This is a genomic window from Shinella sp. 838 (genome assembly GCF_029623935.1).
GTDB lineage: Bacteria > Pseudomonadota > Alphaproteobacteria > Rhizobiales > Rhizobiaceae > Shinella.
Genome location: NZ_JARSBQ010000001.1, coordinates 559,246 through 577,191 on the forward strand (window position 1 = coordinate 559,246; position 17,946 = coordinate 577,191).

17 protein-coding genes are annotated in these 17,946 nt (G+C 63.6%); 9 read left to right on the forward strand and 8 right to left on the reverse strand.

Going from position 1 to position 17,946, the window contains the following annotated elements; translation table 11 throughout:
• Position 1: 1 nt before the first annotated feature.
• From iolG to P9A16_RS02675, 6 genes are all read right to left on the reverse strand, one after another.
• Positions 2 to 994, reverse strand: a complete 993-nt coding sequence (gene iolG / locus P9A16_RS02650; protein WP_023513839.1) for an inositol 2-dehydrogenase — start codon at positions 992 to 994, stop codon at positions 2 to 4.
• Between the two features lie 96 nt (positions 995 to 1,090).
• Positions 1,091 to 2,110 (reverse strand): ABC transporter permease, encoded by a 1,020-nt coding sequence (locus P9A16_RS02655; protein ID WP_023513838.1) that lies wholly within the window; start codon positions 2,108 to 2,110, stop codon positions 1,091 to 1,093.
• Positions 2,111 to 2,146: 36 nt separating this feature from the next.
• A complete protein-coding gene (locus P9A16_RS02660) occupies positions 2,147 to 3,685 on the reverse strand; it encodes a sugar ABC transporter ATP-binding protein (protein WP_024270853.1) in 1,539 nt (512 codons plus the stop codon).
• A 103-nt stretch (positions 3,686 to 3,788) separates the two neighbouring features.
• Positions 3,789 to 4,718, reverse strand: coding sequence for a sugar ABC transporter substrate-binding protein (locus P9A16_RS02665; RefSeq protein ID WP_023511953.1), 930 nt, complete (start codon positions 4,716 to 4,718; stop codon positions 3,789 to 3,791).
• A 257-nt stretch (positions 4,719 to 4,975) separates the two neighbouring features.
• The gene (locus tag P9A16_RS02670; protein ID WP_024270178.1) at positions 4,976 to 5,788 is read right to left on the reverse strand and encodes a TIM barrel protein; all 813 of its coding nucleotides are present in this window, start codon (positions 5,786 to 5,788) and stop codon (positions 4,976 to 4,978) included.
• A 165-nt stretch (positions 5,789 to 5,953) separates the two neighbouring features.
• Positions 5,954 to 6,985, reverse strand: coding sequence for a LacI family DNA-binding transcriptional regulator (locus P9A16_RS02675; protein ID WP_024270177.1), 1,032 nt, complete (start codon positions 6,983 to 6,985; stop codon positions 5,954 to 5,956).
• A gap of 162 nt (positions 6,986 to 7,147) precedes the next feature.
• Here P9A16_RS02675 and P9A16_RS02680 point away from each other — a divergent pair, with 162 nt between their 5' ends.
• The 5 genes from P9A16_RS02680 (at position 7,148) to P9A16_RS02700 (ending at position 10,949) form a co-directional block, all read left to right on the forward strand.
• Positions 7,148 to 8,233: a fatty acid desaturase family protein gene (locus P9A16_RS02680; protein ID WP_023511950.1), complete on the forward strand. Its 1,086-nt coding sequence runs from the start codon at positions 7,148 to 7,150 to the stop codon at positions 8,231 to 8,233.
• A 25-nt stretch (positions 8,234 to 8,258) separates the two neighbouring features.
• The gene (locus P9A16_RS02685) at positions 8,259 to 8,573 is read left to right on the forward strand and encodes a MocE family 2Fe-2S type ferredoxin (protein ID WP_024270176.1); all 315 of its coding nucleotides are present in this window, start codon (positions 8,259 to 8,261) and stop codon (positions 8,571 to 8,573) included.
• Positions 8,574 to 8,625: 52 nt separating this feature from the next.
• Entirely contained in the window at positions 8,626 to 9,849 is a 1,224-nt protein-coding gene (locus P9A16_RS02690) for an NAD(P)/FAD-dependent oxidoreductase (RefSeq protein WP_024270175.1), read from the forward strand.
• A gap of 19 nt (positions 9,850 to 9,868) precedes the next feature.
• Complete coding sequence (locus P9A16_RS02695; protein WP_023513187.1) at positions 9,869 to 10,663, forward strand: 3-methyl-2-oxobutanoate hydroxymethyltransferase; 795 nt, start codon at positions 9,869 to 9,871, stop codon at positions 10,661 to 10,663.
• A gap of 61 nt (positions 10,664 to 10,724) precedes the next feature.
• Positions 10,725 to 10,949, forward strand: coding sequence for a hypothetical protein (locus P9A16_RS02700; protein WP_023513188.1), 225 nt, complete (start codon positions 10,725 to 10,727; stop codon positions 10,947 to 10,949).
• Between the two features lie 112 nt (positions 10,950 to 11,061).
• Here the strand turns inward: P9A16_RS02700 and P9A16_RS02705 are convergent, their stop codons facing one another.
• The gene (locus P9A16_RS02705; RefSeq protein ID WP_023513189.1) at positions 11,062 to 11,565 is read right to left on the reverse strand and encodes a hypothetical protein; all 504 of its coding nucleotides are present in this window, start codon (positions 11,563 to 11,565) and stop codon (positions 11,062 to 11,064) included.
• 11 nt (positions 11,566 to 11,576) lie between these two features.
• Positions 11,577 to 12,584: a LysR family transcriptional regulator gene (locus P9A16_RS02710; RefSeq protein ID WP_023513190.1), complete on the reverse strand. Its 1,008-nt coding sequence runs from the start codon at positions 12,582 to 12,584 to the stop codon at positions 11,577 to 11,579.
• A gap of 256 nt (positions 12,585 to 12,840) precedes the next feature.
• On the opposite strand from P9A16_RS02710, the gene chvE reads away from it, so the two are divergent.
• The 4 genes from chvE to araD1 all read left to right on the forward strand — a co-directional run bounded on the left by chvE (position 12,841) and on the right by araD1 (position 17,902).
• Complete coding sequence (gene chvE / locus P9A16_RS02715) at positions 12,841 to 13,914, forward strand: multiple monosaccharide ABC transporter substrate-binding protein (RefSeq protein WP_024270174.1); 1,074 nt, start codon at positions 12,841 to 12,843, stop codon at positions 13,912 to 13,914.
• Positions 13,915 to 14,035: 121 nt separating this feature from the next.
• On the forward strand, positions 14,036 to 15,571 hold the full coding sequence (gene mmsA, locus P9A16_RS02720; RefSeq protein WP_024270173.1) for a multiple monosaccharide ABC transporter ATP-binding protein: 1,536 nt from the start codon (positions 14,036 to 14,038) through the stop codon (positions 15,569 to 15,571).
• On the forward strand, positions 15,571 to 16,779 hold the full coding sequence (gene mmsB, locus P9A16_RS02725; protein ID WP_024270172.1) for a multiple monosaccharide ABC transporter permease: 1,209 nt from the start codon (positions 15,571 to 15,573) through the stop codon (positions 16,777 to 16,779). The genes mmsA and mmsB overlap by 1 nt, the downstream gene beginning before the upstream one ends.
• A gap of 127 nt (positions 16,780 to 16,906) precedes the next feature.
• Positions 16,907 to 17,902 (forward strand): AraD1 family protein, encoded by a 996-nt coding sequence (gene araD1 / locus P9A16_RS02730; protein WP_023513790.1) that lies wholly within the window; start codon positions 16,907 to 16,909, stop codon positions 17,900 to 17,902.
• Positions 17,903 to 17,946 lie beyond the last annotated feature (44 nt).

Here is a 17,946-nt window from a genome sequence, read left to right on the forward strand (position 1 = left end):
GTCAGGCGACGGAGATCTGGCGCTTTTCCTCGACCGATTTAACGGCTGCGTCGGCGAGTGCGAGGGCTGCGAGGCCATCGGCGCCGGAGGGCGAGATGGTCGCGCCCTTCTCGATGGCGGCGATGAAGCTCGCGATCTCGTTGGCATAGGCTTCGGTGTAGCGGGTCATGAAGAAATCGTGCAGCGGCGGGCGGGTGTAGCCGTCGCCGTTGGCGATCTCGATGGCGACCGGACGCTGGTTTTCGGCTGACACCATGCCCTTCGAGCCGTGCACCTCGATGCGCTGGTCATAACCGTAGGTGGCGCGGCGCGAGTTGGAGATGACGGCCTGCTTACCGGATTTCGTCTGCAGGATGACCGAAACGCTGTCGTAGTCGCCGGCCTTGCCGATGTCGGGATCGACCAGCACGGCGGCGGTGGCCGAGACCGAGACGACCTCTTCGCCGAGCAGGAAGCGGGCCATGTCGAAGTCGTGGATCGTCATGTCGCGGAAGATACCGCCGGAGCGCTTGATGTAGTCGACCGGCGGGGCGCCGGGGTCGCGCGAGGTGATGGTGACCATCTCGACATCGCCGATGCGGCCGTCATCGATCGCCTTGCGCACGGCCATGAAATGCGGGTCGAAGCGGCGGTTGAAACCGACCATCAACTTGCCCTTGGTCTCGTCGACCACCTTCATGCAGGCCTTGACGCGCTCGACGTCGAGATCGATCGGCTTCTCGCAGAAGATGGCCTTCCCCGCGCGTGAAAAACGCTCGATGAGGTCGGCATGGGTGTCGGTCGGGGTGCAGATCACGACGGCGTCGATATCCTTGGCGACCTCGATCGCCTCGATGGTGCGGACTTCGCAGCCATACTGCTTGGCGATCGCGTCGGCGGCGGCGGGGAAGGCATCGGCAACGGCGACGAGCACGGCATCCGGATTGCCGGTTACGGCCTTGGCGTGGACCTTGCCGATGCGGCCTGCGCCGAGAAGACCAAATCTCACAGTCATCTTCATTCTCTCTGGTGTACCGGCCTTGCCGGCGGGAGGGGCGGGGCGATGCGCTCGCCCCGCAACGGCGCCGCGGGAAAACCCGCGGAATAGGAACTATGTCTTGCGCTTCTTCTGCCGGTAGACGTCGACGACGACGGCGGCGACGATGATCACGCCCTTGACGATCTCCTGGTAGAAAGCATCGACGCGCAGGAAGGTAAAGCCCGAAGTCATGACGCCGAGGATGACGGTGCCGATGACCGTGCCGGTGATGCGCCCCACGCCGCCGGCAAGAGAGGTGCCGCCGATGACGGTCGCGGCGATGGCGTCGAGTTCGTACATCACGCCCATGCCGGCCTGGGCTGTCTGGGCACGTGCCGCGGTGACGACGCCGGCAAGGCCTGCGAGTGCGCCGGCGATGGCATAGACCTTCACCAGGTGGGATTCGACGTTGATGCCGGAGACGCGGGCGGCCTGCACATTCGCGCCGATCGCATAAGTGAACTTGCCGTAGCGGGTATAGCGCAGCGCGATGTGGAAGATGACCGCGACGACGAGGAAGATCACGACGGGCCAGATGCCGGTGCCGATGAAGTTGAACTGTTCGGTGAGGCCCGAAACCGGCTGGCCCTTGGTGTACCACTTGGAGATGCCGCGGGCGGACACCATCATGCCGAGCGTGGCGATGAAGGGCGGGATTTTCGTCTTGGCGATGAGCTGGCCGTTGATGAAGCCGGCGAGCAGGCCGACGCCGATGCCGAGCGCGACCGGCACGATGACCGGCAGGTCGGTCAGCGAGGGATAGAGCGCGCGCGGCCAGGTCGAGGCCTGTGCCAGCGAGGCGGTGAACATCGCCGTCATCCCGACCACCGAGCCGGAGGAGAGATCGATGCCCCCCGTGATGATGACCTGTGTGACGCCGACGGCGATGATGCCTATGACGGAGACCTGCAGGATGATGATCGTCAGGCGCTGCGGGTTCATCAGGAAGCTCTGACCGACGAAGATCCAGCCGAGGATTTCGTAGACCAGCGCGATGCCGATGAGGACGAGAAAGATGTTGAGTTCCGGCGGGAGCCGGCGGGCAGATTTCTGCGCGGAGCCTTGAGCCTGCGCGGCGGAATTCGTGCTCATGATTACCTCCCTTGCGGCGCCACGGCCGCCGTAAATTTACTGGGCAGCCAGTTCCATGACCTTGACCTGCGTCGCTTCCGCCCGGTCGAGAATGCCGGTGACCCGCCCCTCGTGCATGACCATGACGCGGTCGCTCATGCCGAGGACCTCGGGCATTTCCGACGAGATCATGATGACGGCGACGCCGTCGCGGGCGAGCTCCGTCACGAAGCGGTGGATTTCCGCCTTGGCGCCGACATCGATGCCGCGCGTCGGCTCGTCGAGGATCAGGATGCGCGGATTGGTGAGCAGCCAGCGGCCGATCAGCACCTTCTGCTGGTTGCCGCCCGAGAGGTTCTCGATGCGCTCGGACAGGTTCGGCGTCTTGACGCGCAGCTTCCGGCTCATCTCCTCGCAGACCTTGGTCAGTTCGCCCTCGGCGACAAAACCGTTCTTGACGAACTTGTCCTGAAGCACGGCGATCTGCATGTTTTCCAGGATATCGAGGATCAGCAGACAGCCGGTGTCCTTGCGGTCTTCTGTCAGGAACGCCATGCGGTGCTTGATCGCCGTGTTCGGGCTGTCGATGTTCACCTGCTTGCCGTTGATCGAGATCGTGCCCGAGGTCGCCGGCGTCACGCCGAAGATCGTTTCGGCGACGTTCGAGCGGCCCGAGCCGACGAGGCCGGCAAGGCCGAGGATTTCACCGGCGCGCACATCGAAGGAGACGTCGTGGAACACGCCCTTGAGGGTGAGGTTCTTGACCGAGAGGACGACGTCGCCGATCGGCACCTCCTCCTTCGGGAACATCTGGGTGATCTCGCGGCCGACCATCATGCGGATGATGTCGTCGCGCGTCACGTCCGAGGAGGCGTGCGTGCCGATGTACTTGCCGTCGCGGAACACCGAGAACTCGTCGGCGATCTCGAACAGCTCGTTCATCTTGTGGGTGATGTAGACGATGCCGATGCCTTGCGAGCGGAGGTCCCGGATGATGGTGAAGAGGTGCTCTACCTCGCGCTCGGTCAGTGCCGAGGTCGGCTCGTCCATGATGAGCACGTCGCTCTCATAGGACACGGCTTTTGCGATCTCGACCATCTGGCGGTTGGCGACGGAGAGGTCGCGCACCTGCACTTCCGGGTCCATCGCGATGTTGAGGCGCTTGAAGAGGGCGGCGGTCTTGCGGTTCATCTCGCCGTGGTCGACGAAGCCGAAGCGGTTCTTCGGCTCGCGGCGGATCCAGATGTTCTCCGCCACCGTCATGAACGGCATCAGGTTGAGCTCCTGGTGGATCATGGCGATGCCGTTTTCCAGCGCGTCGAGCGGCGATTGCAGGCGGATCTTCTGGCCCTTGAGCAGTATTTCACCCTGGTCGGGCGTATAGATGCCGGCAAGGATCTTCATCAGTGTGGATTTGCCGGCGCCGTTCTCGCCCATCAGGGCGTGCACGGTGCCGCGCTTCAGCTTGAACTCAACATCGTCGAGCGCAACGACGCCCGGAAATTCCTTGCGGACACCTTCCGCAGACAGGAGATATTCAGCATTCGGAATGGCGCCGCTTGCACGAACCGCGGCCATGGTGGTCGGACTGACCATCGTCCCCTCCCTCCCGGAGCAACCAGAAACGGGTCGGACGCGCGCACGCTTGCGTGCCCGCGTCCAGAGCAGTCTGAAGGTTTTCAGCGACCGGCGGAGCCGGTTAGTTCTTCGCCTGGTAGTCGGCGATGTTGGCCGGGGTCACGAGCTGGAAGGGAATGTAGACCTTGGTTTCCACCTTCTCGCCCTTTGCCAGCTTCAGCGCGGCGTCGACCGAACCCTTGCCCTGGCCGGCGGCATCCTGGAACACCGTCACGTCGAGGTCGCCGGCCGCCATGGCGGCGAGGGCGTCCTGCGTTGCGTCGACACCGGCGACGACGACGCTGTCCATCGAACGGCCGGCGGCCTTCAGCGCCTGGATGGCACCGATTGCCATTTCGTCATTGTTGGAGATGACCGCGTCGAACTCGAGACCGGCGGAGAGCCAGTTGGTCATGAGGTCCGACCCTTGCGTGCGCGACCAGTTGGCGGTCTGCTCCTCGACGATTTCGAGGCCCTTGCACTCGTCGGTGGCGATGACGTCCTTGACGTCCTGGGTGCGCATGCGCGCCGCCTGGTTGGACAGTTCGCCCATCATGACGACGACCTTGCCCTTGCCGTTGAGCAGGCGGCAGACTTCCTTGGTTTCCAGCGTGCCGGATTCCTTTTCGTCGGAGGCGACGAAAGCCTGCTTTTCCGGCAGTTCGTTGACGTTGACCGGCTCGCGGTTGACGTAGACGAGCGGAATGCCGGCCTCTGCGGCGGCCTTGGACATGGCGGCGGTCGCGTCGGTATCGACGGGGTTCACGATGATGGCGCTGACGCCTGACGCGATGAAGTTCTGGATCTGGCTCTGCTGCTTTGCAACGTCGTTCTGGGCGTCTTCGATCTGAAGATCAACGCCGTCGAGCGTCTTGGCATAATCGGACATGCCGTTGCGCAGAACGGTCAGGAAGTTGTCGTCGAACTGCGCCATGGTCACGCCGATCGTTTCGGCATGGGCGGCGGTGGACATCATTGCGGCAAGCGCCGTGCTCAGAATGAATTTTTTCATGTCGTTTTCCTCCTCAACGTGGCGTCCGGCAGCGCCACCCGATTGTCCGGACAGCTGGCCCTTGCGGGGCAGCCGGCCCCTTGCTCCTCCCGGGAGGCAAAAGGCCAAAACAGAATAAACAAACCGCGAATTCCGTATTGCGGAATGTTTATTCCATTTTCTGTCAGGGACGTCAAGCCCGTTCCATTTTCAGGATCGGGAATCCCGCAGGGCCCTGGGGAAAAGGGCCGGTGGATAGGTCGCCGGCACCGCCTGGTCTAGATGTTTTCGCGCAGGAAGCCGACGCTCTGTGCCACGGCCGCCCTGGGGTCGGGGACACCGTGCACGTCCGGGGAGAAGGGCTCGAAGGAGAGCGGTCCGGTATAACCGGAAGCGAGCAAGGCTTTGATCTGTCTTATATTTCCAAGCCGGTCTTGCGGGCCGACGAGGACGCGATGACCATCCCGCATGGCCGGGACCGCGATGTCGGCGTCCTCGACGCCGGAGATGTGGACGAGGCCGGTGAGCTCTGCGAAGAGGTCCGGTTCGCCGGCAAGGTGATGATGGAACGTGTCGTGCACGAGACGGAATATCTGTTCCCCGCCAATGGCCCTGATCGCTTCGACCGCCTCGCGCTTGGAGCGCAGCGAGCAGATTTCGAAGCCGAGCGGCTCGACGAGGCCGATGATTCCGGCCGCAGCCAGCATCGGTTTCAGGGCGATGAGCGCCTCGGCGAGGTTGGCCTGCCGTTCGCCGTCGGCCTGCCCGGTGCCGTCGTTCTTCGGCACGAGCACGAGCGCGCGGGCACCTGCCGCCGCTGTGTAGTCGATCAGCTCCTTGGCCTCGGCGGCGCGGGCGGGCGTCCATTCGTTGAAGCGCTGGAGTGCGTTGATCGAGATGATCGTGACGCCGTGACGTTCGGCGAGCGCTTTCACCTCGGCCGGCGCGGTGCCGTCCAGGATGGCGTTGCCATTGAGGTCGTTGCGGATCTCGACCTTCGTCATGCCGAGCGAGACGGCGAGGGCGAAGAAGGCGTCGAGTGTCAGCGCGGGCGCCGTCATGTGGTTGAGAGCGAAGTCAAGGGGCGGCATGGAATGGGGGTCCTCCGGTCTTTCGAGGCTGCCGACAGGGCCGCCTCGCATGCACGCATGAGGATCGGGAAGCGCTTGGCGGGCGTCAAAGCCGAAGGTGCCGGCCACGCCCTCATCGCTGACAGAATTCATCGGGAGGATGATGGGAAACCATCATTTCCTGTGTCAGATATTCTCCGGAAGGAAAATGTCGAAGGGCAGGAAGGTCTGCCCGGGTACGGCGGCATCGCCCTTCTCGATGGCCGTCACCATCAGCGAGACGAGCTCGCGGCAGAGGGTGGGCAACGGCGTGCTGATCGCCATGGTGACGACGTCGTCCGCAAGGCCGGCCTTCGATTCGGGCGTCAGCTCGTTGACGATGAGCTGGATCTTTCCGCCCAAACCCTCTTCGCGGATGGCGGAAATCGCGCCTTCCATGCCGCCGCCGGCAACATAGAGGCCGACGAGATCCGGGTGCTGGGCGAGCAGGTTGGCGGTCGCCTCGTGGGTGATCTCGCTGGTGTCGAGATTGACGAGCGTGTCCAGCACCTCGAAGCCCTCGCCCTTCTCGCGGAAGAAGGAGCGGAAGCCCATCTCGCGCAGTTCGTGGCCATGGAAGCGGTGGCTGCCGACGAAGATCGCCACTTTGCCGGGCCGACGGGCGCCGCGGGCGATCATCCAGGCCGCGGTGCGGCCAACCTTCATGTTGTTGAGGCCGATATAGCCCTGGCGCACGTCCATGGCGAAGTCGGAGAGCAGGCAGAAGAGGGGAATGCCCCGGTTCTTCAGGTCCTCCACCATTGTGGTCGTCGCCGGATAATCAGGGGCGACGACGGCAAGCGCCTGGTTGCGGGCCGATAGCTGCCGCAGCATTTCTGTCATCGCCGCCGGTGTCTGCGCATTGATAAAATCGATCTGCGGCACGATGCGCGCCGTGGTGCAGGCATTGCAGGCGATTTCGATCTCGCGTGCGAAATTCTGGTAGAAGGCCTGGCCCGGGCGCTGGAAGCTGAAGCCCAGCCTGTATTGTGGCAGGTCCTCAAAAACCCGCTGCCGGATCAGCCCGATCGCGTGATAGCCGATCGTATTTGCAGCATCGTAGACGCGCCGCGCCGTTTCCTCGCGCACCTTGTGGCGCCCGTTCAGCACGCGGTCGACTGTCGCCACGCTGACGCCGGCGGCTTTCGCCAGATCCGTAATGGTGGGCCGCGATGCCATGTCCCCTCCCTGAAATCTTTCCATCATAACTGGATGATGTTGAATGATGTGTTTTGATGCATTCTATCATGGCAGGATTGAGGGATGCAGGCAAGGACGGTATCGTTTGTGCATCAGACAAGGCGGGGCGTGCAGGTGACGCCGCAAGGGAGGATATGAGGGATGAAGCCGACGAAGCGGGACTACAGCCTTCTTGGCCGTGACGCCGAGGCCGCCGTGGCCAACGGCCTGGCCGCTGCCGAGTGGTATCACACCGAGATCGCCCGCAAGGAGATGAAGGCGCTGATGCAACGCGGCGACGGGCCGGCGATCCGCGACACCGCCATCTGGCTCGGCACCATGCTGGTCACCGGCGCTGCCGGCATCTGGTTGTGGGGCAGCTGGTGGGCGGTACCGTTCTTCCTCGTTTATGGCGTACTCTATGGATCGGCCTCCGACAGCCGCTGGCACGAATGCGGCCACGGCACGGCCTTCAAGACGATGTGGATGAACGATGCCGTCTACCAGATCGCCTGTTTCATGATCATGCGCAATCCGGTGACCTGGCGCTGGAGTCACACGCGCCACCACACGGATACGGTCATCGTCGGCCGCGATCCCGAGATCGCCGTGATGCGCCCGCCGGATCTCGCGCGCCTCGTGCTCAATTTCTTCGGCCTGCTCGATGCGTGGCATGCCGTCATCGACATGCTGCGCAACGCGGCGGGCATGATGAGCGCGGCGGAAAAGACCTTTATTCCCGCCTCCGAGCAGCCGAAGGCGATCCGTATCGCCCGTATCTGGCTTGCCATCTATGCCGCGACCATCGCGCTCTGTTTCGCGCTCGGCTCCATCCTGCCGGCGATGCTGATCGGCCTGCCGCGGCTTTATGGCGCCTGGCACCATGTGCTGACGGGTCTCCTGCAGCATGGCGGCCTTGCCGACAACGTCATCGACCACCGGCTGAACAGCCGAACGGTCTACATGAATCCGGTCAGCCGCTTCATCTATTGGAACATGAATTACCATGTGGAGCACCACATGTTCCCGATGGTGCCTTACCATGCGCTGCCGCGGCTGCACGCCATGATCAAGCACGACTTGCCGGCGCCGAACCCGTCCATGTGGCACGGCTATCGGGAAATGATCCCCGCCTTCCTGCGCCAGCTTCGCAACGAGGACTATTTCCTCAAGCGTGATCTGCCCGCGACGGCGCGGCCCTACAAGGAAGAATTTCACAGCGAGGCGGCCGTCGCGGCCGCCGAATAACCAGCACGCCACCGGAGGAGAGACCATGAGCGACACCTGGGTAGAAGTCTGCGCAGCGGACGAGATCGACGAGGAGGACGTCGTCCGCTTCGACCATGCGGGCCGCACCTTCGCGATCTACCGCAGCCCGGAAGACACCTATCACGCGACGGACGGGCTCTGCACCCACGAGAAGATCCACCTCGCCGACGGGCTGGTGATGGATCACATCATCGAATGTCCCAAGCATAACGGCCGCTTCGATTACAAGACCGGCGAGGCAAAGGGCGCCCCGGTCTGTGTCGACCTCAAGACCTATCCGGTCAAGGTCGAGGGCGGCACGGTCTTCATCGGGCTCTAGCTTTCTTTGTTTTCGCGGTTCCGGCTGCCGGAACTGCCGGGAGGATCTCGTCATGGCGGATTTCGTCATCGTCGGCGCCGGCGAATGCGGCGCGCGCGCAGCCTTTGCGCTGAGGGAAAAGGGTTTTGATGGCACGATCACCCTGATCGGGAATGAGGACCATCTGCCCTATGAGCGTCCGCCCCTCTCCAAGGAGGCGCTGGTCGCCGGCGACGGCCCGAAGCTTGTCGCGGACGCGGAGCGCTATGCCGCCGCCGGTATCGCGGTGCTTTGCGGCCGTCCGGTCATCGAGATCGACCGGACCGCACGGCGGGTGCTGCTCGGCGACGGTACGGCGGTCCCCTATGACAAATTGCTGCTGGCGACCGGTGCGCGCCCGCGCAGCCTGCCGGGCACGGTTTGCGGCGGGCGCATCGCCGCCCTTCGCAGCCATGACGATGCCGCACGCATCCGCGCCTATCTGGTGGAGGGAAGCCATATCGCCATTCTCGGCGGCGGCTTCATCGGCCTGGAGCTGGCGACGAGCGCCCGCAAGCTCGGCGCGAGCGTGACCCTCATCGAGGGCCTGCCGCGCATCCTCAGCCGCGGCGTGCCGGCGGAGATCGCCGCGATCGTCGCAAGCCGCCATGCGGAAGAAGGCGTCGAGGTGCTGTGCGCTGCGAAGGTCGCTGGCATCGAAGAGCGGCCGGGCGAGGTTCGCCTCACGCTGGAAGACGGCCGCGTCGTTGCGGCCAGCCTGCTGGTCGTCGGCATCGGCGCGGTGCCGAACACGGAACTGGCGGGGATGGCAGGGCTTGCCGTGGACAATGGCATCGCTGTCGACGGCCTGTTGCGCACCTCCGATCCGGATATCCTTGCAGCCGGCGACTGCACCTCCTATCCGCTGCCGCTCTACGGCGACCGGCGCGTCCGGCTCGAATCCTGGCGCAATGCGCAGGAGCAGGGTCAGCTTGCGGCGGCCAACATGCTCGGCGGCGGCGAGGCGCATAGCGCCGTGCCGTGGTTCTGGTCGGACCAGTACGACATGACGCTGCAGATCGCCGGGCTGGCCGACGACGCGGCGACGACCGTGCGGCGCGACCTCGGCGAGGGGGCCTTCATCCTCTTCCATCTGGATGCCGCGGGCCGGCTGATCGCGGCAAGCGGCATCGGCAAGGGCAATGCGGTCGCCCGGGACATCCGCCTTGCGGAAATGCTGATCGCCGCCCGCCGCCATCCCGATCCCGTCGCGCTTGCCGCGCCGGAAACCAAACTGAAGACGTTGCTTGCTGCCTGAAGGGCGGTCCGGAGGACAGATGAAGATCAGAAGACCAACCGTTGCCGACCTCAAGGCGGTGAAGGGCAAGCGGCAGCTCACCATGCTGCGCGTCGTGACACTGGAGGAGGCGGAGGCCGCCGAGAAGGCGGGTGTCGATCTCGTTTCCGTGCCGCCAGCGCTGCTGGGCCCGGCCTTCCGGGAGGCGGCGCCGACTGTCTTTGCCTTTCCGGGGCTGGAATACGGCGATCTCGTCACGACGGACGACTATCTGCGCAGCGCCTTCCAGGCGATGAAGGCCGGGGGCGATGCGGTCTATTGCGCCGCCGGGCTTTCCACCGTCCGGCGCCTGCGGGAGGAGGGCATCCCGGTCTGCGGCCATGTCGGGCTCATCCCCTCCAAGGCCACCTGGACGGGCGGCTTCCGCGCCGTCGGCAAGACGGCCGAGAGTGCGCTGGAGATCTTCCGGCAGGTGAAGGCACTGGAGGAGGCAGGCGCCTTCGCGGCGGAGATCGAGGTGGTGCCGGGCGAGATCGCCACGGCGATCAGCGCGAGGACAGGGCTCGTCATGCTCTCAATGGGGGCGGGCACGGGCTGTGATGCGCAATACCTCTTTGCCGAGGATGTGCTCGGCCAGAATCGCGGGCACTATCCGCGCCATGCGAAGGTCTACCGCAACTTCGCTGCCGAATATGACCGGCTGCAGCTGGAGCGCATCGCGGCCTTCCGCGAATATGCCGACGACGTGCGCTCGGGCGCTTATCCGGAAAAGGGGCATCTCGTCGATATCGCGCCAGCCGAGCTTGCAGCGTTCCTCGATCGGCTCGATGCCTGAAAGCCGGTTCCCTCGCACGGGAAAACCGCCTATGTAGGCGCTGAAGCGTGAGGAGACGTTCATGAAGTTCATCGATCCCGACCATCCGTTCTACCGTCCGCTCTGGCGGCGGCTGCTTTTGGTTGGGATCTGTGCTGCCTGGACGGCGGTGGAATTCTACAATGGCGAGCAGACCTGGGGCACCATCTTCCTCGTCGTCTCGGCCTATGCCTTCGCGCAGCTCATCCTCTTCTTCAAGCCGTCTGATCCGGCCGCAAAACCGCCGGAGCAGGAGCCGAAGGGCTAACGCAATTCCAGCAAAAGTGCGAAGCGGTTTTGCGTTCGGAAGTGCGTTGAAACCGGAATTAGAGCGTTTTAGCTTTTCGGAGAAAAGCGGAAGTGCTCGGAGGCGCATCGTCTCAGCGCGCCAGGCCGAGGCTTTTTTCGACATTGATCCGCCGGATGGTCTCGTCGATCAGCATGTTGGCGATCTTCATGCGCAAGGTCGCATTGGCGCGCAGCTCTTCCGGCGCGCGGTCGGGGTGGTTTTCCCGGGCAAAGGCACGCCGGCGGGCGAGCAGTTCGTCCACGCTTTCCTTGCCATTGAGACAAAGGTCGCTCGCCACCTCCTCCGGCGCGATGCGCAGGAGATGCGGTGGCGGTGGCGGGAGCTCGACAACAGCCGGTTGCTCCGGCTCCACAGGGGCAGGTTCCTCGTAGAGATCGAGATAGGCGGCTGCAGCCTGCGAGCCGGACATGAAGGCGCCGCCCGTGCCGAGGCCGGCGAAGCCGGAGGGCAATCCGCGCACTTCGGCCGGCCCCCCATCATCGTGCCCTTCATCGGCCGCCTCTTCCTCAGCCGCGTGGCGTGCTTCGGCCTTCAGCCGCTCCAGCACGGATTCGAATACGGTCATGCCGAACATGAAGGACCTCCTCAATCCGGCGAAAGCATCCGGCTGCGTTGCAGGATCAGATCATAGAGCAGTTTGGCGCTCGGCGGCAGCGCCCTGCCTTTGACGGAGATAAGGCTGTACGGCTTGATGTCGATCTCGAAATCGGTGTTGAGGATGCTGATTTCACCCGCCTGCGCGCCGACATCGGCGATGAAGACGGCCATGTCGCGCGCGACGGGGGCGATGGCGTTCGAGCCGCAGACGATGGCGGTCGTCAGCAGAATGGATGAGGTGTTGACCACGTTGGAGGGCAGCGGCACGCCGGCAGCGAGGAACAGTTCCTCGATGCGCCGGCGAAGCAGTGTGCCGGCCGGCTGGAAGACCCAGTCGTAGTGCGGCAGGTCGGCAAGGCTGGCGGCGGGTTTTTCGAGCAGCGGATGGCCCTTGCGCACGATGAGGCAGGCCTTTTCGATGCCGATCTCGGTGACGTTGAAGAGCCGCGGATTGAGATCGTCGGGCACGCGGGCGATGATGAAGTCCTGCCGTGCCGCCAGAAGCTCCCGGGCGAGCACGTTGCTCGTCTCCACGCGCACATTCACCTCGATGCCGGGATAGGCGGCGCTGACCTGCTGGATCGCCGGGACGGCGAGGCTGATCGCCGGCGCCGTCACCGAGCCGAGGAAGACCGAGCCGCCGGTGCCGGATTTCAGGGCGGAAAGCTCGCGGTCGACTTCGCGCAGTTCGAGAAGGATGGTGCGCGCGCGCCGCGCGAAGGCCCGGCCGAAGGCGGTGAGCGCCACGCCCCGCGAGACACGCTCGCACAGCTGCGCCTTGAGGATGGTTTCCATTTCCGTCAGCATGCGGGAGGCGGCGGGCTGGGATATGTTCAACGCATCGGCAGCGGCGCTGACCTGCTTGTGCTCCTCGATGGCGACGATCATGCGCAGGTGACTGAGCTTCAGGCCGCTGCGCAGGAGGCCGACGTCCTTGAGATCCCCACCGCCCTCGCCGGGGAAGAGCTGTTCGTCGATATCATCGTCTAAACGCATGGTTATCTCGATCGATAAAAATAGTATATATCTGCCTCCATATACCAGTTTTGATATCGAAATAGAAGTTCATTGCATTTGACAGTTATGGCAATTCGGTAGACGTTGCGCCAATGTGCGCTGGGGTCCTTGGGAGTGGGGACCGGCGGGCTCCATGCCTTCCAGTCCAGGCCGTCGTCTGAATGCGACCCCGCCCGTGCACAGAACAATGCCTGGCCACAATTTCGGCCAGTGCGCACCAGGGAGAGACCTTTCAATGAAAATGATCACTTCGCTCCTCGCCGCCGCCGCCATCAGCGTCGCGTCGTTCGTGGCGCCGGCCTTCGCCCAGGACAAGGGCATGGTCGGCATCTCCATGCCCACCAAGACCTCGACCCGCTGGATTTCCGACGGCGAGACGATGGAAAAGCTCTTCAAGGACGCCGGCTACACGCCGGACCTGCAGTTTGCTGACGACGATATTCCGAACCAGCTCGCCCAGATCGAGAACATGGTGACGAAGGGTGCCAAGGTCCTCGTCATCGGTGCCATCGACGGCACGACGCTTTCCGACATCCTGCAGAAGGCCGCCGACGCTGGTGTGAAGGTTATCGCCTATGACCGCCTCATCCGCGATTCCGGCAATGTCGACTATTACGCCACCTTCGACAACTTCCAGGTCGGCGTTCTCCAGGCCACCAGCCTTGTTGATGGCCTGAAGGCGAAGTTCCCGGACACCAAGCCATGGAACGTCGAACTGTTCGGCGGTTCGCCTGACGACAACAACGCCTTCTTCTTCTACGATGGTGCGATGTCCGTCATCCAGCCGCTGGTCGACAAGGGTGACATCGTCATCAAGTCGGGCCAGACCGGCATGGAAACAGTTGGCACGCTGCGCTGGGACGGCGCGGTCGCGCAGGCCCGCATGGAAAACCTGCTGTCCTCGACCTACACCGATGGCCGCGTCGATGGCGTCCTGTCGCCCTATGACGGTCTCTCCATTGGCATCCTGTCGGCCCTGAAGGGCGTCGGCTACGGCTCGGGCGACCAGCCGATGGCTGTCGTCACCGGCCAGGACGCGGAACTGCCGTCCGTCAAGTCGATCCTCGCCGACGAGCAGTATTCGACGGTCTTCAAGGACACGCGCGAGCTTGCCAAGGTCACCGTCGGCATGGTCAACGCGCTCCTGGAAGGCAAGGAGCCGGAAGTGAACGACACCAAGACCTACGACAATGGCGTCAAGGTCGTCCCGTCCTACCTCTTGAAGCCCGTTGCTGTCGACAAGTCCAACGCGGAAAAGATCCTCGTGACGGACTCGGCCTACTACACGGCCGACCAGCTGAAGAACTGATCGTTTCTTCCTTCTCCGGGGTTCGCGCTGCGACGCGCGAACCCTCTTTTCTCCGGATCGCAGAGCGAATAGGCTCGGCTTCCCCATCGATGGGTGATGGCCGGCCGCTGGAAACTGGTACATGAGCAAGACCCTTCTCGAAATGCGCGGCATCACGAAGACGTTTCCGGGTGTGAAGGCCCTGGACAACGTCAACCTGAAGGTCCGCGAAGGCGAGATCCACGCCCTTGTCGGCGAGAACGGCGCCGGCAAATCCACCCTCATGAAAGTGTTGAGCGGCGTCTATCCGGCCGGCTCCTACGAGGGCGAAATCCATTTCGACGGCGAAGTCCGCCGTTTCTCCACGATCTCGGACAGCGAGCATCTGGGCATCATCATCATCCACCAGGAGCTGGCGCTGGTGCCGCTGCTGTCGATCGCCGAAAACATTTTTCTGGGCAACGAAGTCGCGACGAACGGCATCATCGACTGGAAGCTCGCCTTCCGGCGTACGCAGGAACTTCTGAACAAGGTCGGCCTCAAGGAGCCGCCGGGCACGCTGATCACCGATATCGGCGTCGGCAAGCAGCAGCTCGTCGAGATCGCCAAGGCGCTCTCCAAGAAGGTGCGCCTGCTCATCCTCGACGAGCCGACCGCCTCGCTCAATGAAAAGGATTCCGATGCGCTTTTGAAGCTGCTGATGGAGTTCCGCACGCAGGGCATGACCTCGATCATCATCTCGCACAAGCTGAACGAGATCAAAAAGGTCGCCGACCAGATCACCATCCTGCGCGACGGCGGCACGGTCGAGACGCTGGACTGTCATCACGAGGACATTTCAGAAGACCGCATCATCAAGGGCATGGTCGGCCGCGAGATGGAAGACCGCTACCCGCCGCGCGAGCCAAAGATCGGCGAGACGCTGCTGGAGGTGAAGAACTGGAACGTCTTCCACCAGCACCACCGCGACCGGCAGTTCCTGCACGATATCGGCTTCACCGTGCGCGCCGGCGAGGTCGTCGGCATTGCGGGCCTGATGGGGGCGGGGCGCACCGAGACGGCGATGAGTCTCTTCGGCAAGAGCTGGGGCCACAAGATCACCGGCGACGTCTTCATGCGCGGCAAGCCGGTGGATGTGAGCACGATCCCCAAGGCGATCGAGGCCGGCCTTGCCTATGTGACTGAGGACCGCAAGCAGCTTGGTCTCGTGCTGATCGACAACATTATGCACAACACGACGCTCGCCAATCTCAACGGCGTTTCCAAGGCGACGATCATCGACAATCACCAGGAAGCCAAGGTCGCCTCCGGCTATCGTCAGAAGCTGCGCATCCGCTCGCACTCGATCTACCAGGAAGCGGTCAATCTTTCGGGCGGCAACCAGCAGAAGGTGGTGCTGTCGAAATGGCTCTTCACCAATCCCGAGGTTCTGATCCTCGATGAACCCACGCGTGGCATCGATGTCGGCGCGAAGTTCGAAATCTACACCATCATCAACCAGCTTGCCGCCGAGGGCAAAGGCATCCTGATGATCTCTTCGGAGATGCCGGAGCTGCTCGGCACCTGCGATCGCATCTATGTCATGAACGAAGGACGCATCGTGGCCGAGCTTTCAAGGGCGGAAGCAAGCCAGGAATCCATCATGCGCGCCATCATGCGCTCCGGGGAGAAACACTAATGTCCACCGATACCGCGACCAAGACGACCCAGCCCTCGGTGGGAGACTACCTGCGCAAGAACATCCGCGAGTACGGCCTGCTCGTCGCGCTCGTCGTCATCATGATCTTCTTCCAGGTCATCACCAACGGCGTGCTCTTCCGCCCGGTCAACATCACCAACCTCGTGCTGCAGAACTCGTTCATCGTCATCATGGCGCTGGGCATGCTCCTGATCATCGTGGCGGGGCATATCGATCTCTCGGTCGGCTCGATCGTCGCCTTCATCGGCGCGATCTCGGCGATCATGCTGGTGAAATGGGGGATGCCGGCGATCATCGTCGTGCCGCTCTGCATCTTCGTCGGCGCGCTGATGGGCGCAGCGCAGGGCTATTGGGTCGCCTACCAGAAAATCCCGTCCTTCATCGTCACGCTCGCCGGCATGCTCGTCTTCCGCGGCATGACCTATGTCGTGCTCGGCGGCCGCCCGGTTGGCCCGTTCCCGAAGGACTTCCAGATCCTTTCCACGGGCTTCGTGCCGGACTTCCTGTCGCTCACGGATCCCGCGACCAGCCTCATCAAGAACTATTTCGCCCTTCTCGTCGTCATCCTGCTCGTCGGCTATGCCATCTATGCCGGGCTTCGCGAGCGCCGCATGAACGCGCTGCACGAGACGGAGAACGAGCCCTTCGCCTTCTTCGCCGTGCAGATGGCGATCATCAGCGCCGTGGCGATCTTCCTTGGCTTCCAGCTCTCGACCTATCGCGGCCTGCCGAACGTTCTTGTCGTCATGGGCCTGCTCATCGCGCTCTACACGTTCGTCACGACCCGCACGACGATCGGCCGGCGCATCTACGCCATGGGCGGCAACGAGAAGGCGGCGAAACTCTCGGGTATCAACACCGAGCGGCTGACCTTCTACACCTTCGTCAACATGGGCGCGCTTGCGGCGCTCGCCGGCATGATCATCGCGGCCCGCCTCAACTCGGCGACGCCGAAGGCCGGGGTCGGCTTCGAGCTCGACGTCATCGCGGCCTGCTTCATCGGCGGTGCCTCCGCGTCTGGTGGTGTCGGCAAGATCACCGGCGCGGTCATCGGCGCCTTCATCATGGGCGTCATGAACAACGGCATGTCGATCATGGGCATCGGCATCGACTACCAGCAGCTCATCAAGGGGCTGGTGCTGCTCGCGGCCGTGTTCTTCGACGTCTACAACAAGAACAAGGGCTGACCGGGGACTGGTCCGCCCATGGGTTGCCAACGTGTTTGACCGGCTGCGGATGCAGCCAGTGCGGTGACGTCTGTCCGCCGCAGGTGCGAAGCTTTGACTTGGTCCAGGCTTCAGGAAGGAAACGAAAATGCTGATGTCACAGGTAGCGAATGCCGACGGTTCGATCACGGTGGTCGTGCGCGAGGAAGGCGGCGCGGGCCGTGCGGTGAAGGGCGCGGGCAGCGTCTACGCGCTGGCCATGGAAGCCGCCAACAGCGGGCAGTCTCTGAAAGCCGTCATCGACGAAAAGGGGTTCGGCGAGACCGTCGACCTGGAGGCGGCCTATGCCGCGGGCCGGCTGCTGTCGCCGATCACCCATCCGGACGCCGCCCATCTCCATCTGACCGGCACGGGTCTCACCCATCTCGGCTCGGCCGCCACGCGCGATTCCATGCACAAGAAGACGACGGAGGCGGCCGAGGAAACCTTGACGGATTCCATGAAGATGTTCCGCATGGGTCTCGAAAATGGCAAGCCGAAGCCGGGCGAGAAGGGTGTGCAGCCCGAATGGTTCTACAAGGGCAACGGCACGCAGGCCGTGGCGCCCGGCGGCCCGCTCATCTCCCCAGCCTTCGCGCTCGATGGCGGCGAGGAGCCGGAGATGGCCGGCATCTATGTGATCGCCGCCGATGGTTCGCCCTTCCGCCTCGGGTTTGCCGTTGCGAACGAGTTCTCCGACCATGTGACGGAGCGCATCAACTATCTCTACCTTGCCCATTCGAAGCTCCGTCAGGCGAGTTTCGGTCCGGAAATCCGCATCGGCGCCGCGCCGGATGATATCCGCGGTTTCTCGCGTATCGTGCGCAATGGCGCGGTGCTGTGGGAAAAGCCCTTCGTCTCCGGCGAGGCGAACATGTCCCATACCTTCGCCAATCTCGAATACCACCATTTCAAATACGGCCTGTTCCGCGCGCCGGGCGACATCCACGTCCACATGTTCGGCACGGCGACGCTCTCCTTCGGTGACGGCATCCGCACCGAGACTGGGGATGTGTTCGAGATCGGGGCGGATGGTTTCGGCTTGCCGCTGCGCAATCCGCTGGCCATTGCCCGGGAAGAACGGATCGAAATCCGCCAATTGTAAGGGATGTGCCGCCTTGGCGCGGCGCGGGACAGACAGGAGGCCTT

What these genes read in the sequence shown, in the direction of transcription:
- iolG (WP_023513839.1), bottom strand. Translation starts at nt 994, where the DNA reads ATGACTGTGAGATTTGGTCTTCTCGGCGCAGGCCGCATCGGCAAGGTC.
- P9A16_RS02655 (WP_023513838.1), bottom strand. Translation starts at nt 2,110, where the DNA reads ATGAGCACGAATTCCGCCGCGCAGGCTCAAGGCTCCGCGCAGAAATCT.
- P9A16_RS02660 (WP_024270853.1), bottom strand. Translation starts at nt 3,685, where the DNA reads ATGGTCAGTCCGACCACCATGGCCGCGGTTCGTGCAAGCGGCGCCATT.
- P9A16_RS02665 (WP_023511953.1), bottom strand. Translation starts at nt 4,718, where the DNA reads ATGAAAAAATTCATTCTGAGCACGGCGCTTGCCGCAATGATGTCCACC.
- P9A16_RS02670 (WP_024270178.1), bottom strand. Translation starts at nt 5,788, where the DNA reads ATGCCGCCCCTTGACTTCGCTCTCAACCACATGACGGCGCCCGCGCTG.
- P9A16_RS02675 (WP_024270177.1), bottom strand. Translation starts at nt 6,985, where the DNA reads ATGGCATCGCGGCCCACCATTACGGATCTGGCGAAAGCCGCCGGCGTC.
- P9A16_RS02680 (WP_023511950.1), top strand. Translation starts at nt 7,148, where the DNA reads ATGAAGCCGACGAAGCGGGACTACAGCCTTCTTGGCCGTGACGCCGAG.
- P9A16_RS02685 (WP_024270176.1), top strand. Translation starts at nt 8,259, where the DNA reads ATGAGCGACACCTGGGTAGAAGTCTGCGCAGCGGACGAGATCGACGAG.
- P9A16_RS02690 (WP_024270175.1), top strand. Translation starts at nt 8,626, where the DNA reads ATGGCGGATTTCGTCATCGTCGGCGCCGGCGAATGCGGCGCGCGCGCA.
- P9A16_RS02695 (WP_023513187.1), top strand. Translation starts at nt 9,869, where the DNA reads ATGAAGATCAGAAGACCAACCGTTGCCGACCTCAAGGCGGTGAAGGGC.
- P9A16_RS02700 (WP_023513188.1), top strand. Translation starts at nt 10,725, where the DNA reads ATGAAGTTCATCGATCCCGACCATCCGTTCTACCGTCCGCTCTGGCGG.
- P9A16_RS02705 (WP_023513189.1), bottom strand. Translation starts at nt 11,565, where the DNA reads ATGTTCGGCATGACCGTATTCGAATCCGTGCTGGAGCGGCTGAAGGCC.
- P9A16_RS02710 (WP_023513190.1), bottom strand. Translation starts at nt 12,584, where the DNA reads ATGCGTTTAGACGATGATATCGACGAACAGCTCTTCCCCGGCGAGGGC.
- chvE (WP_024270174.1), top strand. Translation starts at nt 12,841, where the DNA reads ATGAAAATGATCACTTCGCTCCTCGCCGCCGCCGCCATCAGCGTCGCG.
- mmsA (WP_024270173.1), top strand. Translation starts at nt 14,036, where the DNA reads ATGAGCAAGACCCTTCTCGAAATGCGCGGCATCACGAAGACGTTTCCG.
- mmsB (WP_024270172.1), top strand. Translation starts at nt 15,571, where the DNA reads ATGTCCACCGATACCGCGACCAAGACGACCCAGCCCTCGGTGGGAGAC.
- araD1 (WP_023513790.1), top strand. Translation starts at nt 16,907, where the DNA reads ATGCTGATGTCACAGGTAGCGAATGCCGACGGTTCGATCACGGTGGTC.